This window comes from Nisaea denitrificans DSM 18348 (assembly GCF_000426505.1).
GTDB classification, from domain to species: Bacteria; Pseudomonadota; Alphaproteobacteria; order Thalassobaculales; family Thalassobaculaceae; genus Nisaea; species Nisaea denitrificans.
The window spans coordinates 136,886-155,137 of the sequence record NZ_AUFM01000015.1 but is presented as its reverse complement, the minus strand read 5'-3'; the positions used below and the strand labels follow the sequence as shown (position 1 = coordinate 155,137).

The 18,252-nt window shown below is 62.1% G+C and carries 20 protein-coding genes; 13 read left to right on the top strand and 7 right to left on the bottom strand.

Features of this window, described 5'->3' with window-relative positions:
* Nucleotides 1–969, top strand: a complete 969-nt coding sequence (locus tag K328_RS0111170; protein WP_425411518.1) for a prephenate/arogenate dehydrogenase family protein — start codon at nt 1–3, stop codon at nt 967–969.
* On the opposite strand, the gene K328_RS0111165 is transcribed toward K328_RS0111170, so the two are convergent.
* On the bottom strand, nt 946–2,031 hold the full coding sequence (locus K328_RS0111165) for a DUF2125 domain-containing protein (RefSeq protein WP_036553910.1): 1,086 nt from the start codon (nt 2,029–2,031) through the stop codon (nt 946–948). The two genes, K328_RS0111170 and K328_RS0111165, sit on opposite strands and share 24 nt — an antisense overlap.
* Before the next feature lie 35 nt (nt 2,032–2,066).
* Here K328_RS0111165 and K328_RS23590 point away from each other — a divergent pair, with 35 nt between their 5' ends.
* Nucleotides 2,067–2,693 (top strand): gamma-glutamylcyclotransferase, encoded by a 627-nt coding sequence (locus K328_RS23590; protein ID WP_084608246.1) that lies wholly within the window; start codon nt 2,067–2,069, stop codon nt 2,691–2,693.
* Nucleotides 2,694–2,708: 15 nt separating this feature from the next.
* On the opposite strand, the gene K328_RS0111155 is transcribed toward K328_RS23590, so the two are convergent.
* Entirely contained in the window at nt 2,709–3,602 is an 894-nt protein-coding gene (locus K328_RS0111155; RefSeq protein ID WP_028466049.1) for a LysR substrate-binding domain-containing protein, read from the bottom strand.
* Between the two features lie 102 nt (nt 3,603–3,704).
* On the opposite strand from K328_RS0111155, the gene K328_RS0111150 reads away from it, so the two are divergent.
* Nucleotides 3,705–4,409, top strand: a complete 705-nt coding sequence (locus tag K328_RS0111150) for an SDR family oxidoreductase (protein WP_028466048.1) — start codon at nt 3,705–3,707, stop codon at nt 4,407–4,409.
* On the opposite strand, the gene K328_RS0111145 is transcribed toward K328_RS0111150, so the two are convergent.
* From K328_RS0111145 to K328_RS0111135, 3 genes are all read right to left on the bottom strand, one after another.
* Nucleotides 4,410–5,258 (bottom strand): NUDIX hydrolase, encoded by an 849-nt coding sequence (locus K328_RS0111145; RefSeq protein ID WP_036553907.1) that lies wholly within the window; start codon nt 5,256–5,258, stop codon nt 4,410–4,412.
* 28 nt (nt 5,259–5,286) lie between these two features.
* Nucleotides 5,287–5,604 (bottom strand): hypothetical protein, encoded by a 318-nt coding sequence (locus K328_RS0111140; RefSeq protein ID WP_028466046.1) that lies wholly within the window; start codon nt 5,602–5,604, stop codon nt 5,287–5,289.
* Nucleotides 5,605–5,779: 175 nt separating this feature from the next.
* Nucleotides 5,780–6,490 (bottom strand): J domain-containing protein, encoded by a 711-nt coding sequence (locus K328_RS0111135; RefSeq protein ID WP_245577493.1) that lies wholly within the window; start codon nt 6,488–6,490, stop codon nt 5,780–5,782.
* 286 nt (nt 6,491–6,776) lie between these two features.
* On the opposite strand from K328_RS0111135, the gene K328_RS0111130 reads away from it, so the two are divergent.
* From K328_RS0111130 to K328_RS0111105, 6 genes are all read left to right on the top strand, one after another.
* The gene (locus tag K328_RS0111130; RefSeq protein ID WP_028466044.1) at nt 6,777–6,971 is read left to right on the top strand and encodes a twin transmembrane helix small protein; all 195 of its coding nucleotides are present in this window, start codon (nt 6,777–6,779) and stop codon (nt 6,969–6,971) included.
* Nucleotides 6,972–7,010: 39 nt separating this feature from the next.
* The gene (locus K328_RS0111125; protein ID WP_028466043.1) at nt 7,011–7,580 is read left to right on the top strand and encodes a cob(I)yrinic acid a,c-diamide adenosyltransferase; all 570 of its coding nucleotides are present in this window, start codon (nt 7,011–7,013) and stop codon (nt 7,578–7,580) included.
* A gap of 125 nt (nt 7,581–7,705) precedes the next feature.
* Nucleotides 7,706–8,455, top strand: a complete 750-nt coding sequence (locus tag K328_RS0111120; protein ID WP_028466042.1) for an electron transfer flavoprotein subunit beta/FixA family protein — start codon at nt 7,706–7,708, stop codon at nt 8,453–8,455.
* Nucleotides 8,455–9,390 (top strand): FAD-binding protein, encoded by a 936-nt coding sequence (locus K328_RS0111115; protein WP_028466041.1) that lies wholly within the window; start codon nt 8,455–8,457, stop codon nt 9,388–9,390. Before K328_RS0111120 ends, K328_RS0111115 begins: the two co-directional genes overlap by 1 nt.
* 108 nt (nt 9,391–9,498) lie before the next feature.
* Nucleotides 9,499–10,374 carry a 3-hydroxybutyryl-CoA dehydrogenase gene (locus tag K328_RS0111110; RefSeq protein ID WP_036553904.1) on the top strand — a complete coding sequence of 292 codons (876 nt, stop codon included), beginning with the start codon at nt 9,499–9,501 and terminating at the stop codon, nt 10,372–10,374.
* Nucleotides 10,375–10,508: 134 nt separating this feature from the next.
* Nucleotides 10,509–10,736, top strand: a complete 228-nt coding sequence (locus K328_RS0111105; RefSeq protein ID WP_028466039.1) for a hypothetical protein — start codon at nt 10,509–10,511, stop codon at nt 10,734–10,736.
* Nucleotides 10,737–10,824: 88 nt separating this feature from the next.
* Here the strand turns inward: K328_RS0111105 and K328_RS0111100 are convergent, their stop codons facing one another.
* Together K328_RS0111100 and K328_RS23585 are read right to left on the bottom strand one after the other, a co-directional pair.
* Entirely contained in the window at nt 10,825–11,859 is a 1,035-nt protein-coding gene (locus K328_RS0111100; RefSeq protein WP_036553901.1) for a TAXI family TRAP transporter solute-binding subunit, read from the bottom strand.
* Between the two features lie 52 nt (nt 11,860–11,911).
* Nucleotides 11,912–12,490 (bottom strand): TlpA family protein disulfide reductase, encoded by a 579-nt coding sequence (locus tag K328_RS23585; protein ID WP_051284799.1) that lies wholly within the window; start codon nt 12,488–12,490, stop codon nt 11,912–11,914.
* A 15-nt stretch (nt 12,491–12,505) separates the two neighbouring features.
* Here K328_RS23585 and argH point away from each other — a divergent pair, with 15 nt between their 5' ends.
* From argH to K328_RS23580, 4 genes are all read left to right on the top strand, one after another.
* On the top strand, nt 12,506–13,921 hold the full coding sequence (gene argH / locus K328_RS0111090) for an argininosuccinate lyase (protein ID WP_028466037.1): 1,416 nt from the start codon (nt 12,506–12,508) through the stop codon (nt 13,919–13,921).
* Between the two features lie 37 nt (nt 13,922–13,958).
* A complete protein-coding gene (locus K328_RS26870) occupies nt 13,959–14,105 on the top strand; it encodes a hypothetical protein (RefSeq protein WP_169721200.1) in 147 nt (48 codons plus the stop codon).
* Between the two features lie 42 nt (nt 14,106–14,147).
* A complete protein-coding gene (lysA, locus tag K328_RS0111080) occupies nt 14,148–15,395 on the top strand; it encodes a diaminopimelate decarboxylase (protein WP_036553899.1) in 1,248 nt (415 codons plus the stop codon).
* 167 nt (nt 15,396–15,562) lie between these two features.
* On the top strand, nt 15,563–18,235 hold the full coding sequence (locus K328_RS23580) for a TIGR02302 family protein (RefSeq protein ID WP_051284798.1): 2,673 nt from the start codon (nt 15,563–15,565) through the stop codon (nt 18,233–18,235).
* Nucleotides 18,236–18,252: the final 17 nt, after the last annotated feature.

Below are 18,252 nucleotides of genomic sequence, written 5' to 3'. Positions count from 1 at the left end.
ATGACAGATCTTCCCCAGGACGAGCCTGTCTTCAAGCGGCTGGCGCTGATAGGCGTCGGCAATATCGGCTCTTCCATCGCCCGTGCCGTGCGTCAGGCTGGCAATGGTGCCGCGCATCTTGCGGCCTTCGACCGTGATCCGGCAGTCCGGGCGCGGCTGCTGGAGCTTGGCATCGTCGACAGTGTGCACGAGAGCGCCGGAGAGGCCGTGACCGGCGCTGACGGTGTCGTACTGTGCGCGCCGGTCGGCGCTTATGCCGCGATCATGTCCGAGATCGCACCGCATCTGGAGCAGGGCGCGGTCCTGACCGATATCGGCTCGGTGAAAATGGCGGTGGTACGTGACGTCTCGCCGCTGGTTCCGGAAGGCGTTCACTTCGTCCCCGGTCACCCGGTCGCAGGAACGGAGAAATCCGGCCCCGATGCCGGTTTTGCCGAGCTTTTCCGGGGCCGCTTCTGGCTGCTGACGCCGGAAGACGGTGTCGACCTCATGGCAACGGCGAAAGTCGAGGCACTGTGGTCCCGGGTCGGCGCCATCGTCGAGGTGATGGATGCGGCCTACCACGACAAGGTGCTGGCGCTGACCTCTCACCTGCCTCACCTGATCGCCTACACCATCGTCGGCACGGCCTTCGATGTTGAGGAGCAGGAGCGGCAGGACGTGATCCGGTTCTCCGCCGGCGGTTTCCGGGACTTCACCCGAATTGCCGGCTCGGACCCGACCATGTGGCGCGACATCTTCCTGAACAACAAGGAAGCGGTGCTGGAGATGCTGCAGCGTTTCACCGAGGATCTGACCGCTCTGCAGCGGCAGATCCGGTGGGGCGAGGGCGACAAGCTCTATGAGTTTTTCGAGCGCACGCGGGAAGTCCGGCGGAGTGTTGTCGAGGCGCATCAGGAAGGCTCCAACCCCTGGGGGCCGGACGCCAACAAAGAGGATGCGGACTCAGAAGGCGGGAAACCGGAATAAGGTGAAGGGACCGGCGCTGACGCGTCCGTTCTGTGCCGAGACCGGCATGCTGACGACACGGGTTCCGTCTGTGCCGCTGTTGCGGCTGAAGGCGCCCAGCACGAGACGGGCAACTTCTGCGGCGTCCCGGGTCAGATGACCGGCGCTGATGAGGTCTTCTATGACTTCATCGAACCCCTTGATTTCCAGGGTGCCCGCACCTTCCGGACGGAGCAGCTGATCCAGCGCGAGTGTCGCGTTCAGTTTCAGCGCCACCGGGTCGAGAGACAGCGTGAAGCGGTCGATATCGACGGTTCCGCCCGCATCCCGCCAAAGCGCAAGATCCGTTGCATCGGTACCGGAAAGCGCGCCGCGCAGAGTCGCTTCGAGAGAGAGCCTGGCATGGTCTGCCGCTGAGCCGAGCTGCTTCAGGGCAGGCGTTTCCAGACGGGCGGTGGTGAGGCTGACGACGGCCGACGCATCCGTATGGCTGGCAACGCTGTCGGCCTGATCCAGTGTCGCGGTTGTTGCGCCGAGGCGGGCGGCTTCGCGCGGGCCGACGGGATCGCCCTCCCGATGCGAGACCAGCCGGCCGCTGGCGGCACTCAGCCGGGCATGCTCCAGCACCCCTGAATTGTAGAACTTGGCATTGATCGTGGTGTCGGGCGCCGATGTCAGGGTCACCGTTGTGCCTTGCGCGGGGGCCTTCTGGACCGCGGTCAGGCCGTTCTCCGCCGTCAGCGTCAGATCGAGCGGTGCCCAGGGCTTGGCGGACAGCCGCAGCCGGTCGGTCGCCACTGTTTCGACCACGGCTTCCCGGTTCCGCTGGTAGAGAACGTCAGGCGCAAGGATGCTCATTTCGAAGGGAAAACCCTCGAAGCGTAATGTGCCGTAAGCGATCTCGTTGCCCTTGGCGCGTTCTGCGGCGGCCCAGTCATCGATCCGGCCTTCCAGCCAGAACGCGGCGGCGAACCAGTTGCCGACATAGGTCAGCACCGCGAGCGCCAGCACGAAGGAAAGAACGGTACCGATGCGTCGCGGGCTCTTGTGCGGCGCCGGTGGTGTGGTTATCTCGTTGGTCATCTGGTGCAAATTACTTCCCGAGTGTCCCGAAAGATATGACTACCGACAGCGGCGATCTATGGGTTTTCGGCTACGGCTCGCTGATGTGGCGGCCGGGCTTCGACTATGTGGAGCGTTTGCCGGTCCGGCTCAATGGGTATCATCGCGATTTCTGTGTATGGTCGCACAGGTATCGCGGCACGCCTGAGCGGCCGGGACTGGTGCTCGGGCTCGACCGGGGCGGGTCCTGCCGCGGTATTGCCTACCGGATCGCATCCGAAGACAGATCCGCCGTGCTGGATTATCTGCACGAAAGGGAAATGATCACAGGCGTTTACGATCCTCGTTACCTGCCGGTCATCGATTCCATGTCCGACCGCCGCGTCGTGGCCCAGTCCTATGTCGTGAATCGTGCCCATGCGCAATACGCGGCGGACCTGACGGTCGAACAGCGGGCGGCCCTGGTGATCCAGGGCGTCGGGACCGCCGGGCCATGCCGGGATTATCTGGCCAACACAGTTGCCCATCTGGTCGAACTCGGGATGCCGGATCGGCGCCTTGGCACCTTGCTGCGGACGGTGGATGCCATGCTGGCGGGCGATCTTGCGATCCCGGAAGCTCCTGGCGGACCGCCGGCTCATCCCGCCAATCACCCGGGCGTCCGGCCGGAAACGGCGATCTGACCAGCGTTTGACGCTTCAGTTTTGCCTCTCGCTCTTGCCGAGAAGCCATTCCATCACGGCTATCACGGCCGGCGGGCGGGTAGTGCTCTTCTGTGCGAGCAGATGAAAGTCCCGCCCACCATTGAAAGAGCCGTCCGCAACCTCAACCAGTCGTCCTGCCAGAAAATCCTGCTCCACCAGAAAGCGGCTGGCCAGGGCAATGCCCTGACCGGCCAGCGCCGCATCGATGCTGAGCGAGGTCTGACTGAAACTCAGTCTGTTCTTTCCCGCCCAGTCGCGGATCCCGAGCACCTCCCGCAGAAAAGCGGGCCACAGATCATGTGTGTCCTGCAGCAGCGGGAGCGCGCTGAAGTCATGTGCGGAGAGTGGCAGATCCCGCCCCTGCACCAGGGCAGGAGCGGCAATCGCGACAATATTGCCATGGAACAGTAGCCGGGCATCGATGGCAGCCCCGAAGGGAGGCGAACCTTGACGGATTGCGAGGTCGATGCCGTCGCCATGAAAGCTCAGTACGCTATCGGTTGCGAGAACCCGCAAGTCTATTTCCGGGTGGCGCGCGGTCAGGCTTGGCAGGTTCGGTATCAGCCACTTGGCGGCGAAAGTCGGCGTGACGCTGATCGTCACCTTGGACGGCGTGGGGGCCAGCCGGAGTGTCGCCTCCTGCAGCATGGCAAAGGCGGCGCTGACCTGCTGGTGATATCCACGTCCCTCGGCCGTGAAGGCAAGCCCCTTGGAATGCCGGTCGAACAGCTTGAGGCCGAGATGTGCTTCAAGACCGCGAATCTGTTGCGCGACGGCGCCCTGGGAAACCCCCAGCTCGTCCGCCGCGGCCCGGAAGTTCAGATGACGCCCGGCGGCGTCGAAGGCTTTCAGCGCATTGACCGGTGGAAGATGGAGTTTTTCAGCCAATAGAAGTTCTACTTTCATGAGGTAGAGGAACTGACTGGCTCGAGCCGTTTACTTTGCGCATATACTCCTTTAACAGGAAAATTCTCCCGAAGGAAAAGTCCAATGTCTGTAGAAAAAATTGCATTGGTTACGGCTGGTGGTAGCGGAATGGGCGCAGATGCGGCGCGCCGGCTGGCGGCGGACGGGTTTCGCGTCGGTATCCTCTCTTCGTCCGGTAAGGGCGAAGCTCTCGCCGAAGAGCTGGGCGGTTTCGGCGTGACCGGCTCAAACCGGTCGGTCGAGGATCTGAAGCGTCTGGTCGATGGCGCCGTCGAGCGCTGGGGACGGGTCGATGTGCTGTTGAACTCTGCCGGACACGGTCCGAAGGGGCCGGTTCTGGATCTGACGGATGAGGATTGGCACGACGGGATGGAGGTTTATCTGCTGAACGTCATCCGTCCGACCCGTCTGGTAACGCCGCTGATGCAGGCACAGGGCGGCGGCGCGATCATCAATATCTCGACCTTCGCCGCTTTCGAGCCCGATCCGCTGTTCCCGACATCCGGGGTGTTCCGGGCCGGTCTGGCCGCTTTCTCCAAGCTTTATGCGGACCGGTACGCGGCCGACAATATCCGGATGAACAACGTTCTTCCGGGCTTCATCGACAGTCTGCCCGAAACCGAGGATCGCAAGGCACGTATCCCGCTCGGCCGCTATGGCCGTGCCGAGGAAGTTTCCTCACTGATCTCCTGGCTCGCATCCGGCGATGGCGGCTACATGACCGGCCAGAACCTGCGGATAGACGGTGGTGTCACCCGTTCCGTCTGATCAGAAGAGCGGTTGGCGCAATCCCGATGCGATTTCGAAATAATCCGGATGGTCCGGCGCGATGAAGCCATGCCGGACCAGGAAGTCGATGATCGCGAGGTTGCAGTTGTATTTGAAGGCGTCCGGGTCGGTCTCGACGATCTCCATGACCTGGCCGATGGGCAGCAGCTCGAAGCTTTCGACCTCGCCGTCTATTGGCTGCGGGATGAAGGACGGATCGAGTTCCAGATCGTAGGTATAGAACATGTGCCGCCGCAGGCCGGCCGGAATGGCCATCTGATAGCTGATGGTCCCGGTCGGCCGCGCCGTCGCGGCAATCTCCGGCGGGATGCCGGCTTCCTCGTGACATTCCTTCAGCAGGTTGTCGAAGGGGGAGATGCCGAGCGGGTGGCCGCCTGCGACCATGTTGTCCAGCTTGCCGGGGTAGGTCGCCTTGTTCCGTGCGCGCCGGGCGACCCACATGAACGTCCCGTCCACGCGCCGGACAATGCCGTTCAGGTGGAAGCCCCTGTTCAGGATGCCGAATTCGGTGGCGGCGCCCCGGTCGAGAGCGGCCAGGGGTGCGCTGTCCGGATGGGCGAGCAGCGGGTAAAGCTCGTCCCGGGGCTTTGCCGCGAGACCGGCCGCGCGCAATCCGTCGGCCGCTGTCTCCAGGGTTCCGCTCAGCTCCTCGAACGAGGCTGGCGGTAGCGTAAGGATGCTACCCTGATCCGCAAAACCGAACCCGGTCAGATGCTCGGCCACCGGATGGCGGACTTGCCCGATCGTCGTCCCCGAAATCGACCAGGGACGATAATCGGCAGGGTTATAGGCGTTGCAGACCTTCAGATAATGCAGATATCCGCTCACCGGCAGACCTTTCCGCCGGCGGGTTGGATCAGGAGTAGCGCTTTTCCGATACCAGAACAGACGTCACGTACACCATGCCGCGCAGGATGGCCGCCGTGTGGTCGCGCTGGGAACGGGTCAGGCCCTGGACCTGCAGGTCGATGGTCAGCTCGTCTCGGCGCCGGCCGCCGAGATCGCTGTGCCAGCGAGCAGGAATCAGGCCGCGCTTGGCAAATAATTCCAGGACGCGCGGCATCACCGAGGGGTCCGCGACGGCCTGAACGGAAAAGCAGGCGGTCACATCCGCTTTGGTGCGGGTTTCGGAGGTATTGGGGAGAAAAGACTGAGACGCAACAACGTCTTGCATGACAAAACCACTCCGGCTTTGGGGGTCGAATAAGGGAAAACAGCAACTGCCCGGCCCTATCAGAGGACCGGGTTGCTAATTCGCCCGATAATTCGACCGGCCAAGCGCCGGAATGCGTAATTCATCATGAAACAGAACCTATTGTGCCCCAGGAGAACCGTCAAGAGCACCGGCCTCAAGCGCGGGTCAGTTTCTCCAGGGCTTCGTTGAGCTGGCTCATGCGCTGATGGTCGCCGAACGGCGAATCCGGATGGAATACCAGTGCCAGTCGGCGATACCGGCCGCGAATGGCTTTCTGGTCCGGCACGGCGGTCGGGGCAAAGCCCATGACGTGCAGTGCCTCGCTCCGGCTCGTGATCCCCTCACGCAACGGCTCGAAGGCGAGATCGCCGATAATACGCTGTAATTGTTCGATATCTTCCTCAAGGCGTACGCGAACGGCCTGGTCATCGCTGCGTTTTTTGCGGTCGTCGGCTGACTCGACACTGAGGGTCTTCTCGCCTTCGGCCATTTTCAACGCAAGAGACAGGGCACGGCGCAGGCGGGCAATGTCGTAGCCGATCGGCAGGCGAAGCTGCAAACGCGGTTTCCGGCGCAGAGTGCGGCCTTTCGACGGTCCGGACTGGAGTTTAACCACTTCCCGGTCGTCGGGTGCGGGCTCTCCCGGGTCGTCTGTCGCCATCACGGTTTCGTTTGGCACCAGCAGGAATACACCGCGCGCCAGATCGGCAACGCTGGCGCCCTGTGAATCTGCAAATGCTGTTACACGGTCGCGAAAACTGCTCGAACAGGGCACGATATAGGATTGACTCTTCTTGTAATTAATTGAAATGGCATCGTTTTTGTAGTGTGCGGTTGCATAATTCAGGGCTGAATCGTCAGGCATCTGGAGTCGGGTATCCTACTACAAATTGGGGGTCACGGGCTTCGAATAGCAAATCTTGGGGCCACTCAGGAAGTATATTTCGGAAAAAGAGGGCGAATCAACTCATAACGGAGTTACGAAATGTTAAATCTGTTTCGATCTCGGTCCAATTGTTTAACAACGGGTAAATTTTGGGTCGGAATTAAACGGCATTTGCATCAAATCGTTTCGCGTCTGTGCTGTGGCGGATTGCCGCCGTGAACCTTCGGCACTGGTCAATCCTAGTGCTGCGTTCTATATGGGGCGCATGAATGTTTTTGTAATCATCCTGATGGCCTGCTCGCTGCTGCTCGTGCTCGGCACGCTCTTCGGCGGCCTCGTGTCCATGGCCCGTGGCGGGCCTGGGGCTCCTCAGCGCTCGAACAAGCTGATGCGATATCGTGTGTTATTTCAATTCGTTGCGGTTGTTATCTTCATGATCGCTCTGGCTCTGAGCCGCTGACGCGACAGCTCTGCACAAAATAGTTTCGGGGGCGTTCAGATGGTTCGGCTGACCAAAATATACACCCGCGGCGGGGATGCCGGCGAGACGTCACTGGGGGACGGAACCCGGGTCAAGAAGCACGCGCTCCGGCCCGAGGCCTACGGCACGGTCGACGAGACGAACAGCGTTATCGGCCTCGCCCGGCTGCATACGGAGAGGCATCCGGAGGTCGATGCCATGTTGGCCCGGATTCAGAACGATCTCTTCGATCTCGGTGCGGATCTGGCAACACCGGAGCAGGAAAACCCGAAATGGACACCGCTTCGCATCGATGTTGCACAGGTCGAGCGCCTCGAGCGCGAGATCGACGCTATGAATGAGAAGCTGAAGCCGCTGGATTCTTTTATTTTGCCGGGCGGCAAGCCCGCCGCGGCCTATCTGCACCTGGCGCGCACGGTGGCGCGACGGGCGGAGCGATCCATGACCGCATTGGCCGAAGAAGAGGCTGTCAGTGCGGATGCTATCAAGTTTATCAATCGTCTATCGGACCATTTGTTCGTGCTTGCTCGGCATATCAATGATGACGGAGCAGGCGATGTGCTATGGGTTCCGGGTAAAAATCGCTGAAAAGCCGCCACGTTGCCGGATGTCGGATAAAGGGCATAAGGCGGCGGCGTCAGCTTGACAGGCGAAAAACGCTTCGCCTATGACCGAGTGCCGCTATTGAAACTGAAATCTATACCGGGGTCGCCATGAAGGTTCTCGTACCCGTCAAACGGGTCATCGACTACAACGTCAAGGTTCGTGTCAAAGCGGACCAGACCGGGGTCGAGCTCGCCAACGTCAAGATGTCCATGAATCCGTTCGACGAGATTTCCGTCGAAGAGGCCATCCGCCTCAAGGAAGCCGGGACCGCGACCGAGGTTATCGCCGTATCGCTGGGCGCCCAGCAGTGCCAGGAAACCATCCGCACCGCGCTTGCCATGGGCGCGGACCGGGGTATCCATGTGCTGCATGACGGCGACCTGGAACCGCTGGCCGTCGCCAAGATGCTGAAGGCTGTGGTCGACAAGGAACAGCCGGAACTCGTCATCCTGGGCAAGCAGGCCATCGATGACGATGCCAACCAGACCGGCCAGATGCTGGCCGCGCTGCTTGGTTGGGGCCAGGCGACTTTCGCCTCGAAGATCGAAATGGGCGATGGCGAAGCCAAGGTTACCCGCGAGATCGACGGTGGTCTCGAGACCATCTCGCTCAAACTGCCGGCTATCGTGACGACGGATCTGCGCTTGAACGAGCCGCGTTATGCCTCGCTGCCGAACATCATGAAGGCGAAGAAGAAGCCGATCGACCAGTATTCACCGGACGATCTCGGTGTCGATCCGGCGCCGCGCCTCGAAACCCTCAAGGTGGAAGAGCCGGCCAAGCGCGAAGCAGGCGTCAAGGTCGCCGACGTCGCCGAGCTGGTTTCGAAACTGCGTACTGAAGCAAAGGTGATCTGATGAGCGTTCTCGTCGTTGCCGAACACGATAATTCGGAAATCGCCCCCGCCACCCTGAACACCGTGACTGCCGCTGCCGAAATCGGCGGCGACATCACCGTGCTCGTGGCCGGAAGCGGTTCAGCCGCTGCCGCGGACGCTGCCGCCAAGATCGCCGGTGTCTCCAAGGTTTTGCATGCAGACTCAGCGGAATACGCCAACGGTCTGGCGGAAAACGTTGCGCCGCTGGTGGTGGCTCTCGCCACCGGTTACAGCCACGTCCTGGCCCCGGCCACCAGCTTCGGCAAGAACGTGCTGCCGCGCGCTGCGGCCCTGCTCGACGTGCAGCAGATCTCCGAGATCTCCGGCGTTGTCGATGCGGACACCTTCGTGCGTCCGATCTATGCCGGTAACGCGATGGCCACGGTGAAGTCCTCCGACGCGGTGAAAGTCATCACCGTGCGGACCACGGCGTTCGATGCCGCTGCTTCCGAAGGTGGTTCTGCCGCTGTCGAAGCCGCCGATGCGAAGGGCGATTCCGGTCTGACCAGTTATGTCGGTGCCGAGCTCAGCAGCTCGGAGCGTCCGGAGCTGACCTCCGCCAAGATCGTCATCTCCGGCGGTCGCGGCATGCAGAATGGCGAGAACTTCGCCATGCTGGAAGAAGTTGCGGACAAGCTGGGTGCCGCCGTCGGTGCCTCGCGCGCCGCCGTCGATGCGGGCTTCGTGCCGAACGACTATCAGGTCGGCCAGACCGGTAAGGTCGTGGCGCCGGATCTCTATATCGCCGTCGGCATTTCCGGTGCGATCCAGCATCTTGCCGGTATGAAAGACAGCAAGGTCATCGTCGCTATCAACAAGGACGAGGAAGCGCCGATCTTCCAGGTCGCCGATTACGGCCTCGTCGCTGACCTGTTCGAGGCCGTTCCGGCTCTCAGCAAGGAACTGGACGGCTAACGCCAGACGGCCACTAAAACTTGACAGCCAACCGGTGACGGGCGTCCCATGCTGCCCGTCACTGGACGGCCCTGTAGGGGCCGCCCGGAAAGACCGGGGAGAAGGAATATGGACCTGCGCACGATCGGTGTGATCGGAGCTGGACAGATGGGCGGCGGCATCGCCCATGTCTGTGCGCTTTCGGGCTTCGATGTCCGTCTGCTTGATCTCGAAGAATCCCAGCTTGCCGAAGCGATGGAAAAGATCGAGCGGGACATGCACCGCCAGGCGGCGCGCGGCAAGGTCGGGGATACCGACGTGGGCGCGGCTCTTGCCAGGATTTCCACAAGTACAGATTACGCGGTTTTCAGTGATTGCGATCTCGTCGTCGAAGCGGCGACCGAGGATGAGTCGATCAAGCGCGAGATCCTGAAGACGCTGGTGCCGCATCTCTCGGCCGATGCGATTATCGCCACCAACACGTCCTCTATCTCGATTACCCGGCTTGCTGCTGTCACGGACCGGCCGGGCCGGTTCATCGGCATGCATTTCATGAATCCGGTGCCGGTGATGCAGCTTGTCGAGCTGATCCGCGGCATTGCCACAGAGCAGGACACGTTCGAGGCCGTTCAGGCATTGGCCCTGGCGCTCGGTAAGACAGTGTCGGTCGCGGAAGATTTCCCGGCCTTCATCGTGAACCGCATTCTGATGCCGATGATCAACGAAGCGATCTACACGCTCTACGAAGGCGTGGGCTCGGTTCATTCCATCGACACGGCGCTGAAGCTCGGTGCCAATCATCCGATGGGCCCGTTGCAGCTCGCCGATTTCATCGGTCTCGATACCTGCCTTGCCGTGATGCATGTGCTCTATGATGGGCTGGCGGATAGCAAGTACAGGCCGTGCCCGCTGCTGGTGAAATACGTCGAAGCAGGGTGGCTCGGGCGCAAGACGGGCCGCGGTTTCTATGACTATTCCGGCGATGAGCCGGTGCCGACCCGCTGAGCCGCGCGGCTCAGCCCGGCACATATTGCCGGATAGGCAGAAATTTCCTTGTAATTCGATAAAATTTTATCTATAACTCACGGACCTACCAAAACGGTGGGGAATAAATATCCTTTAGAAGGAAGGATTGGACTATGACCGTATCGGTTGCCGAAAAGGCATTGCGGCTTCTCCAGATATCTGTGGCGGATGTTACCGGACGCGAAAGTCATGTCGCGGACGCGCTTAGTGCTGCCCTCAATTCGGGAAGAGCGATCGACCTTATCTTTGCGCAACAGCGCTTTGACAATCTCGACCCCTATACTCGCAAACGCATAAAAGGGCGCGCAATTAACGAAGCCCACACGTTCTCGGTGCACTGACAGAGCAGGCTAGACGCGCTGTTTTCGGGGACTGGCAACCGGTGTGACGTGACTCTGTCATGTCACCGGTTTCTCCGTGCCGCTCCTGCTACTGCAAGACACCGAGATCGCGATAACAGCGCTCTGCCCCGCTGTGCAGCGGGATAGCAATACCGACGAGCGCAGACTCGAGTTTGACGTTGCGGCCTTGGGGATGGCCCTCGTCCAGAATCTTCCGTGTGTTCGTATTCCAGAGCGCGCGGCAGATATCGTACACCAGCTGCTCGGGCAAATTCTCCGAGACGATCCACTGACTGCCGACGGAGAGTGTTTCCACCTCCCCGACGCCCTCATAGGTGCCTGCCGGAATGGTGTAGCGGGTCAGGAACCGGTGTGCGTCGAGCAGTTTGCCGACCGGCGGACCGTTCAGGGTCAGGAGATCGACATCTTGGTTTTCCGCAGTGGTGGCGACCAGATGGCTTGGCATGCCCGATATCTGGAACAAGGCGTCCAGCTCGTCCCGGGCAAGCATGTCTACTGCCGGTCCCGGCTTCAGGTAGGACGCGATCATCTCGTTCTCGTCGATGCCGTACACTGCGAAAATATCCCGCGCCATAACGAGAAGCCCCGACCCGGGCTCGTCGATTGAAACCCTTTTGCCGACCAGATCCTTCACGCCGGTGATCTTCGCAGCCTTGCGAGCGAGCACATGCAGAACCTCGGGGTAGAGATGCGCCAGGCCGCGCAACTGGGTCATCGGTTGCTGCCCGGCGAACGGTCCGGTACCGGAATAAGCGGCATAGACGATATCGGCCTGGGCGAAGGCGGAGTTGACGAGGCCGGTTTCCACAGCATTCACATTATCGACCGACCCGCTGGAACTCTGGGCGGCGGCCACGAGGTCCTTCACACCGCACTCCTCGTCCTCCTCACAGGGCGGAGAGCCCGGCGGCCGGGAGATGGCATTCGCGATTGTCGTGCCGAGCGGATAATAGGTTCCGTCCACACCGCCGGTGGCAATCTGGAAGAAAATCATCTGATTCTGGGCGGTGGCGGGCCGGCTGCCGATGGTTCCGCTTCCCGCAAGTACCGCAGCCTGGATCATGACAATCAGGATGAAGTACGGGCGGGGGATCTGCGTCATCGTCTTCCGGTCTCGGTCAGGCGGTGAGTAATGGAACTATCTATACCGACTATCAGTTTGAAGCATAATAGTTAATCAGATCTTTCGCAGCCGCGGAATCCCATTCCGCATCCCCAACCAAACGACCCTTGATCGCGCCGTCGGGTCCAATCAGGAAGGTGGTCGGCAGTCCGGGTGCCTTGAAGGCCCGCAACAGTGTGGTTTTCGTGTCGGCAGCGGATGCGAGGCTTTTGATCCCGAGTTTTTCCAGGAAAGGCTCGAAGACACGGGGACCGCCACGATCGATCGAAACCAGCAGCACTTCGAACCTGTCGCTCCCGAGTTCAGCCCCGAGTTCGGCGTTCAATCGATCAAGGGACGGCAGCTCCTTGACGCAGGGGGCGCACCAGGTGGCCCAGAAATTCAGCAAAACGGTCTTGCCGCGATACGAGTCCAGCTTGATGGGTTCGCCCGTGGCGCTTATGAAGGGGGTGTCCGGCGCGGTCCGGTCCCCGGCGCTGGGCACGAACTTGACCATGTCGCCCACCAGCGGGGGCTCGGCTTCGGCGGAACCGGCAATCGCGGCCAGGAATGCTGCGACGAGTCCGGCGAATACCGTCTTCTTGACCGCTACTGATGAAATCCAAGACACCGGGGCATCTCCCTAATGAACAAACGGCACAACGACCCCAAGAACGAAGGCGCCAGCACGATCTGGGGCGGACGCTTCGCGTCCGGCCCCGCGGCGATCATGGAAGAGATCAACGCGTCAATCGGCTTCGACAAGCGCTTCTCGGCCCAGGACATCCAGGGCTCGATCGCCCATGCGGAAATGCTCGTGGCCCAAGGGGTGCTCACCGCAGAAGATGGTAAGGCTATCCGCCTGGGTCTAGAGCAAATCGACGCGGAGATCCGCGACGGCAGCTTTAAATTCTCGCGCGCGCTGGAAGATATCCACATGAATGTGGAGAACCGGCTGGCTGAGCTGATCGGCGACGCGGCGGGCAGGCTGCATACGGCACGCTCCCGAAACGATCAGGTGGCGACCGATTTCAAGCTCTGGGTCCGTGGCGCGCTCGACTCCGTCGATGCGAGCCTGACCGGGCTGATCGAAGCGCTGGTCGACCAGGCCGAGCGTAATGCCGATGTGGTGATGCCGGGCTTCACGCACTTGCAGACGGCGCAGCCGGTTACCTTCGGGCATCACCTGCTGGCCTATGTCGAGATGTTCGGCCGGGATCTCGGCCGGTTCAGGGATTGCCGGGAGCGGATGAACGAATGCCCGCTCGGCGCCGCGGCGCTGGCCGGAACGTCTTTCCCGATCGACCGGCACAAGACGGCGGAAGCGCTCGGCTTCGCCCGGCCGTCGGCGAACTCGCTCGATGCGGTTTCCGACCGGGATTTCGCGCTCGAGTTCCTGTCCGCCATGTCGATCTGCGCCACGCATTTCTCGCGTCTGGCCGAAGAGATCGTGATCTGGACCAGCGCGCAGTTCAATTACATCACGCTGTCCGACGCCTTCACCACCGGCAGCTCGATCATGCCGCAGAAGCGTAATCCGGACGCGGCCGAGCTGGTGCGGGCCAAGTCCGGCCGGATCATCGGCGATCTCAATGCGCTGCTGATTGTCATGAAGGGCCTGCCGCTGGCCTATGGCAAGGACATGCAGGAAGACAAGGAGCCGGTGTTCGACGCCGTCGACTCTCTCGGTCTCTGCATCGCCGCGACCGCGGGCATGATCCGCGACATGAAGGCCAATCCCGAGCCGATGCGGGCTTCCCTGAAGGATGGTTTCCCGACCGCAACCGATCTGGCCGACTGGCTGGTCCGGGCGGCGGGCATGCCGTTCCGCCGGGCGCACCATGTCACTGGCACCATTGTGAAGCTGGCCGAGGACAAGGGCTGCGGTATAGAGGATCTCAGCCTGGCGGAAATGCAGGCGGTTGAGCCGGGCATCACCGACGGTGTGTTCGACGTGCTGACGGTCGATGCCTCGGTGTCGAGCCGGACCAGCTACGGAGGAACCGCTCCGGACAATGTGCGTGAACAGGTCGCCCGTGCCCGCGACCGGTTCCTCGGCTGACGCGCGAATGTTGACGCAAGAACGGGGGAGAGGTGCGATGTTGAAACGGATGACCCGGCTTGGACTGCTTGCAGTCCTGTTCGCCGGTCTGGCCCTCAGCCAGGCCGCGTGCGGCAAGAAGGGCAGTCTCAAACCGCCCTCCGGACAATCCTCCGATTTCCCGCGCACCTATCCGACGCAATAACGCGTCAGCCAGAAGACGTTACCCGACCGAAAGTTTGATGAAATGAGTGAGCAAGTCTCCTATGTGGACGGCGCCCTGACTGTTGAGCAGGTTCCGTTCGCGCGTATCGCCGACGAAGTGGGCAGCCCCGTCTACGTTTATTCCAAGGCCGGAATGATCGGGCGGTATCGTGCGTTGGAGAAGGCGCTCGCCGGTCTTCCGGTCTCGATCTACTACGCTCTGAAAGCCAATTCGAACCTGGCCGTGATCCGGCTGTTCGGCGAATTGGGCGCGGGCATGGATGTGGTGTCCGGCGGCGAGATGCAGCGCAGCCTGCGGGCCGGTGTCGCGGCGGACAAGATCGTTTTCGCCGGCGTCGGCAAGACGGCGGACGAGATGGCGGCGGCTCTGGATGCCGGCATTCATCAGTTCAACGTCGAATCGGAAAACGAGCTCCGGCTTCTCAACCAGGTTGCCGCCTCCAAGGGCGTGGTCGCGCCGGCGGCGATCCGGGTCAATCCGGATGTCGACGCCAAGACCCACGCGAAGATCACGACCGGCCGCAAGGAAAACAAGTTCGGTATCGATATCGAACGGGCGCCGGACATGTTTGCGCTCGCGGCCGAGCTTGAGAATATCAGCCTCAACAGCATGTCGGTCCATATCGGCTCCCAGCTGATGGATGTCACACCATACCGCGCGGCCTATGACCGGCTGCGGGGCATGACGCTCAATCTTCGCCAGCAGGGCTACAAGGTCGATCATCTCGATCTCGGCGGCGGTATCGGCATTTCCTATGACGGCACCACGCCGCCGGATCTCGCGGAGTATGCGGAGATCGTGAAGGACACGGTCGGCGATCTCGATTGCCGGCTCTCGGTCGAGCCGGGCCGCTATCTGGTCGGCAATGAGGGCTATTTCATGACCCGGGTGATGTTCGTGAAGCAGGGCGGTGCCCGGCGCTTCGTGATTGTCGACGGCGCCATGAACGATCTCATCCGCCCGACCCTCTATGAGGCACATCACGACATTGTCACCGTTGCCGAAACAGTTGCCGGTGAGGAAGACAGTCTGGCCGATATCGTCGGTCCGATCTGCGAGAGCGGGGATTACCTGGCCCGTGGCCGTCGTCTCGGCCCGATCAGCGACGGGGACCTTATCGTGTTGAAATCGGCGGGTGCCTACGGTGCCGTCATGAGCTCGAACTACAACTCACGGCCGCTCGTGCCGGAAGTTCTGGTCGATGGCGATAGCTACAAAGTTGTCCGCCGGCGTCAGACGCTCGATGAAATGCTGGCTCTTGAAGAATAGTCCGGCCGGGCTAGCTGACCTGTCGCAGGCTTGACCGGGGCGTTCGTCTCCGGGAGAGTATGAGTTATCGACAGGTTCCCGTGCCGCCGCGGGTGGTTAAGCCAGCGGGGGAGGCGGTCGGGATCCGTCCCTGATGACACGGCGCTATGCCGGGGATGGGTCTTTGCATGCGTGACGATGCCCAGACGGCTTCATTCTCCTACCGGCTGAAGGTATGGACGACCGGCCTTGTGCTGGCATGGGAGAGGTTTTTCCCGGCCTTCCGCTGGCCGCTCGCCCTGCTTGGACTGTTTCTTGGATTTTCCCTGATCGAACTGCCCCAGGCACTGGGACAGATCAGTGGCGGCTGGCTGCAGGCGGGTTTTCTCGCCATCGTGCTCGTGCTCTTCCTCTGGACATTCCGGCGCGCGATCATCGCCTTCTCCTGGCCGGGCGAGAGTCAGATCCTGCGCCGGCTGGAAAGCTGGTCGGGTTTGCGGCACCGGCCTCTCTCGGCCCTGAGCGACGCGGTCGCCGGCGGCGGCAGGACGGAAGCCGCCCTTTGGCAGGCCCATCTGAAGCGGCTGGGCGATGTCCGCCGGCAGGTCCATGTAGGCAGTCCGGAGCCGGTTGCGACGCGGCTCGACCCGTTCGGCCTGCGTTCCCTCGTCGGACTGATTCTCTTCATCGGGCTGGTCGCGGGCTGGCAGAATCCGGGCGAGCGCCTGCGCGCCGCGGTCACGCCTGAACTGCGGGGCGCGGGAGCTGCGCCATCGTCGCTCGCGGATGTCTGGGTCAGCCCGCCGGATTACACCGGCATGGCCCCGATCCTGCTCTCCCGTTCGGCCTCGATCCAGACGGAAGATACGTCAGAGGAGGTTCCGTCAGAGCCGGGAACCGTTGCGATCCCGGTCGGCAGCCGTTTCCTGGCGACCGTCAATGGCGGCGAGGAGACACCTGAGCTGATCATTGAGGACGGCGTTCTTGCGGGCACTGCCGACAAGACAGCGGAAGGCATGTCGCAAGGCACGTCGGAGCGGGTCAGCTTTGAGACCATCGCTCCCGAAAGTCATCAGATACAGACACCGATTTCACGCGGTACCCGGCTTGCCGTGATGCAGGACGATGAGGCGCTCGCCCAATGGCGCATCAATGTGCTGCCGGATCTGGTGCCGTCGGTCGATTTTACGGAGCCGCCGGCCGGCTCTGAACGGCAGGCCCTGATCGTGCGCTATGAAGCGGAAGACGATTATGGTGTGGCCCGGGTCCGGGCGCTGATTCATCGCGTTGGGGATGACGGCATCACCGATGAGACGCCGATTGAGATTGCCATGCCGGTGGTGGCCGGGGAGCGGAAGGAAATCACCGGCCGCAGCTTCAACGATCTGACCCCGCACCCCTGGGCGGGACACAAGGTGCGGATCACGCTTGAGGCGTCGGACGACCTCGATCAGGCCGGAACAAGCGCGCCGGTCGAGATGGTGCTGCCGGAGCGGGTCTTCAGTCATCCAGTGGCGATTGCCGTGATCGGTCAGCGCAAGCGTCTGGTGAGTGAGCCGGAAGAGCGCATCGATATTTCCGAAATCCTGCTGACCCTGGCTGCCCGGCCGGGTCGCTATTTCCACGATACTGTTGTCTTTCTCGGCCTGAAAACGGCGGCGAACAGGCTCTATTTCAAAGCGCCGGACGCGGAAGGCGTCGAAGCGCTGCAGAGTTTGCTCTGGGATGTCGCCTTGCGGATCGAGGATGGCGAGGTTTCCACCGCCATGCGCAAGCTGCGCGATGTCGAGCGCAGGCTGCAGGAGGCGCTGGCCGGGGATGCCAGCGACCAGGAGATCGAGCGGCTGATGCAGGAGATGCAGCAGGCGATAGACGAGTATCTGCGGGCCATGGCCGAACAGATGATGAAGCAGGCCCAGCGTGGCGATCAGATGCAGCGCCAGCAGATCGATCCGAACCAGATGATGCGCCGCGAAGATCTGATGAAGATGCTGGATCAGATGCGGGACATGGCGAAAACCGGCGCGCGCGACGCGGCCCGGCAGATGCTGTCGCAACTCCAGCAGATGATGGAAAACCTGCGGATGGGCATGCAGCAGCAGCAGATGTCGCCGCAGCAGCAGGCATTGCAGGAAATGATGCGCCAGCTGAAGGACCTGTCACAGCAGCAGCGTGACCTGATGGACCGGACCTTCCAGCAGCACCAGCGCCAGCGTGGCCAGCAACCTGGCCGGCAGGGTCAGCAACAGGGGCAGCGCGGCCAACAGCCGGGGCAGCAGCCAGGCCGGCAACCGGGTCAGAACGGTCAGCAGCAGCCGGGCCAGTCACCCGGTCAGGGCGACGGTCAGATGACGGCCGAGGAACTGGCGGCGGAGCTTGCGGAAATGCAGGAACAGCTGCGCAAGCAGCTCGGCGAGTTCATGCGCAAGGTCGGCGAGGGCCTCGGGCAGATCCCCGAAGGCTTCGGCGACGCGGAGCAATCCATGCGCGATGCCACCGAGGCGCTCGGTGAGAACGCACCGGGGCAGGCTGTCGGGCCGCAGGGCGATGCTCTCGGCCAGATGCAGCAGGGAGCGGAATCCCTGAACGAGGCCCTGCGTGAGATGGCGAACGGTCAGGGACAGGAAAACCCGAACGCCCAGAGCGCCGATGAGGACGATTTCGAATCGGAGGACGGCGATCCCCTGAACCGCCGGCGCACCGGATACGGTTTCAACGACAACAACGATGTCGAGATCCCGACGGAAAGCGATATCCAGCGCGCCCGGCGGATTTTCGACGAACTGCGGGAGCGCTCGGGCGACCGGTCACGGCCGAGCCTTGAGCTGGATTACATCGAACGTCTGCTGAAGCGGTTCTGACCGGGTCAGTAAAATCT

What these genes read in the sequence shown, in the direction of transcription:
- K328_RS0111115 (WP_028466041.1), top strand. Translation starts at nt 8,455, where the DNA reads ATGAGCGTTCTCGTCGTTGCCGAACACGATAATTCGGAAATCGCCCCC.
- K328_RS0111170 (WP_425411518.1), top strand. Translation starts at nt 1, where the DNA reads ATGACAGATCTTCCCCAGGACGAGCCTGTCTTCAAGCGGCTGGCGCTG.
- argH (WP_028466037.1), top strand. Translation starts at nt 12,506, where the DNA reads ATGAACAAACGGCACAACGACCCCAAGAACGAAGGCGCCAGCACGATC.
- K328_RS0111165 (WP_036553910.1), bottom strand. Translation starts at nt 2,031, where the DNA reads ATGACCAACGAGATAACCACACCACCGGCGCCGCACAAGAGCCCGCGA.
- K328_RS23580 (WP_051284798.1), top strand. Translation starts at nt 15,563, where the DNA reads ATGCGTGACGATGCCCAGACGGCTTCATTCTCCTACCGGCTGAAGGTA.
- K328_RS0111100 (WP_036553901.1), bottom strand. Translation starts at nt 11,859, where the DNA reads ATGACGCAGATCCCCCGCCCGTACTTCATCCTGATTGTCATGATCCAG.
- K328_RS23590 (WP_084608246.1), top strand. Translation starts at nt 2,067, where the DNA reads ATGACTACCGACAGCGGCGATCTATGGGTTTTCGGCTACGGCTCGCTG.
- K328_RS0111110 (WP_036553904.1), top strand. Translation starts at nt 9,499, where the DNA reads ATGGACCTGCGCACGATCGGTGTGATCGGAGCTGGACAGATGGGCGGC.
- K328_RS0111105 (WP_028466039.1), top strand. Translation starts at nt 10,509, where the DNA reads ATGACCGTATCGGTTGCCGAAAAGGCATTGCGGCTTCTCCAGATATCT.
- K328_RS0111135 (WP_245577493.1), bottom strand. Translation starts at nt 6,490, where the DNA reads ATGCCTGACGATTCAGCCCTGAATTATGCAACCGCACACTACAAAAAC.
- K328_RS0111150 (WP_028466048.1), top strand. Translation starts at nt 3,705, where the DNA reads ATGTCTGTAGAAAAAATTGCATTGGTTACGGCTGGTGGTAGCGGAATG.
- lysA (WP_036553899.1), top strand. Translation starts at nt 14,148, where the DNA reads ATGAGTGAGCAAGTCTCCTATGTGGACGGCGCCCTGACTGTTGAGCAG.
- K328_RS26870 (WP_169721200.1), top strand. Translation starts at nt 13,959, where the DNA reads ATGTTGAAACGGATGACCCGGCTTGGACTGCTTGCAGTCCTGTTCGCC.
- K328_RS0111125 (WP_028466043.1), top strand. Translation starts at nt 7,011, where the DNA reads ATGGTTCGGCTGACCAAAATATACACCCGCGGCGGGGATGCCGGCGAG.
- K328_RS0111120 (WP_028466042.1), top strand. Translation starts at nt 7,706, where the DNA reads ATGAAGGTTCTCGTACCCGTCAAACGGGTCATCGACTACAACGTCAAG.
- K328_RS0111140 (WP_028466046.1), bottom strand. Translation starts at nt 5,604, where the DNA reads ATGCAAGACGTTGTTGCGTCTCAGTCTTTTCTCCCCAATACCTCCGAA.
- K328_RS0111130 (WP_028466044.1), top strand. Translation starts at nt 6,777, where the DNA reads ATGAATGTTTTTGTAATCATCCTGATGGCCTGCTCGCTGCTGCTCGTG.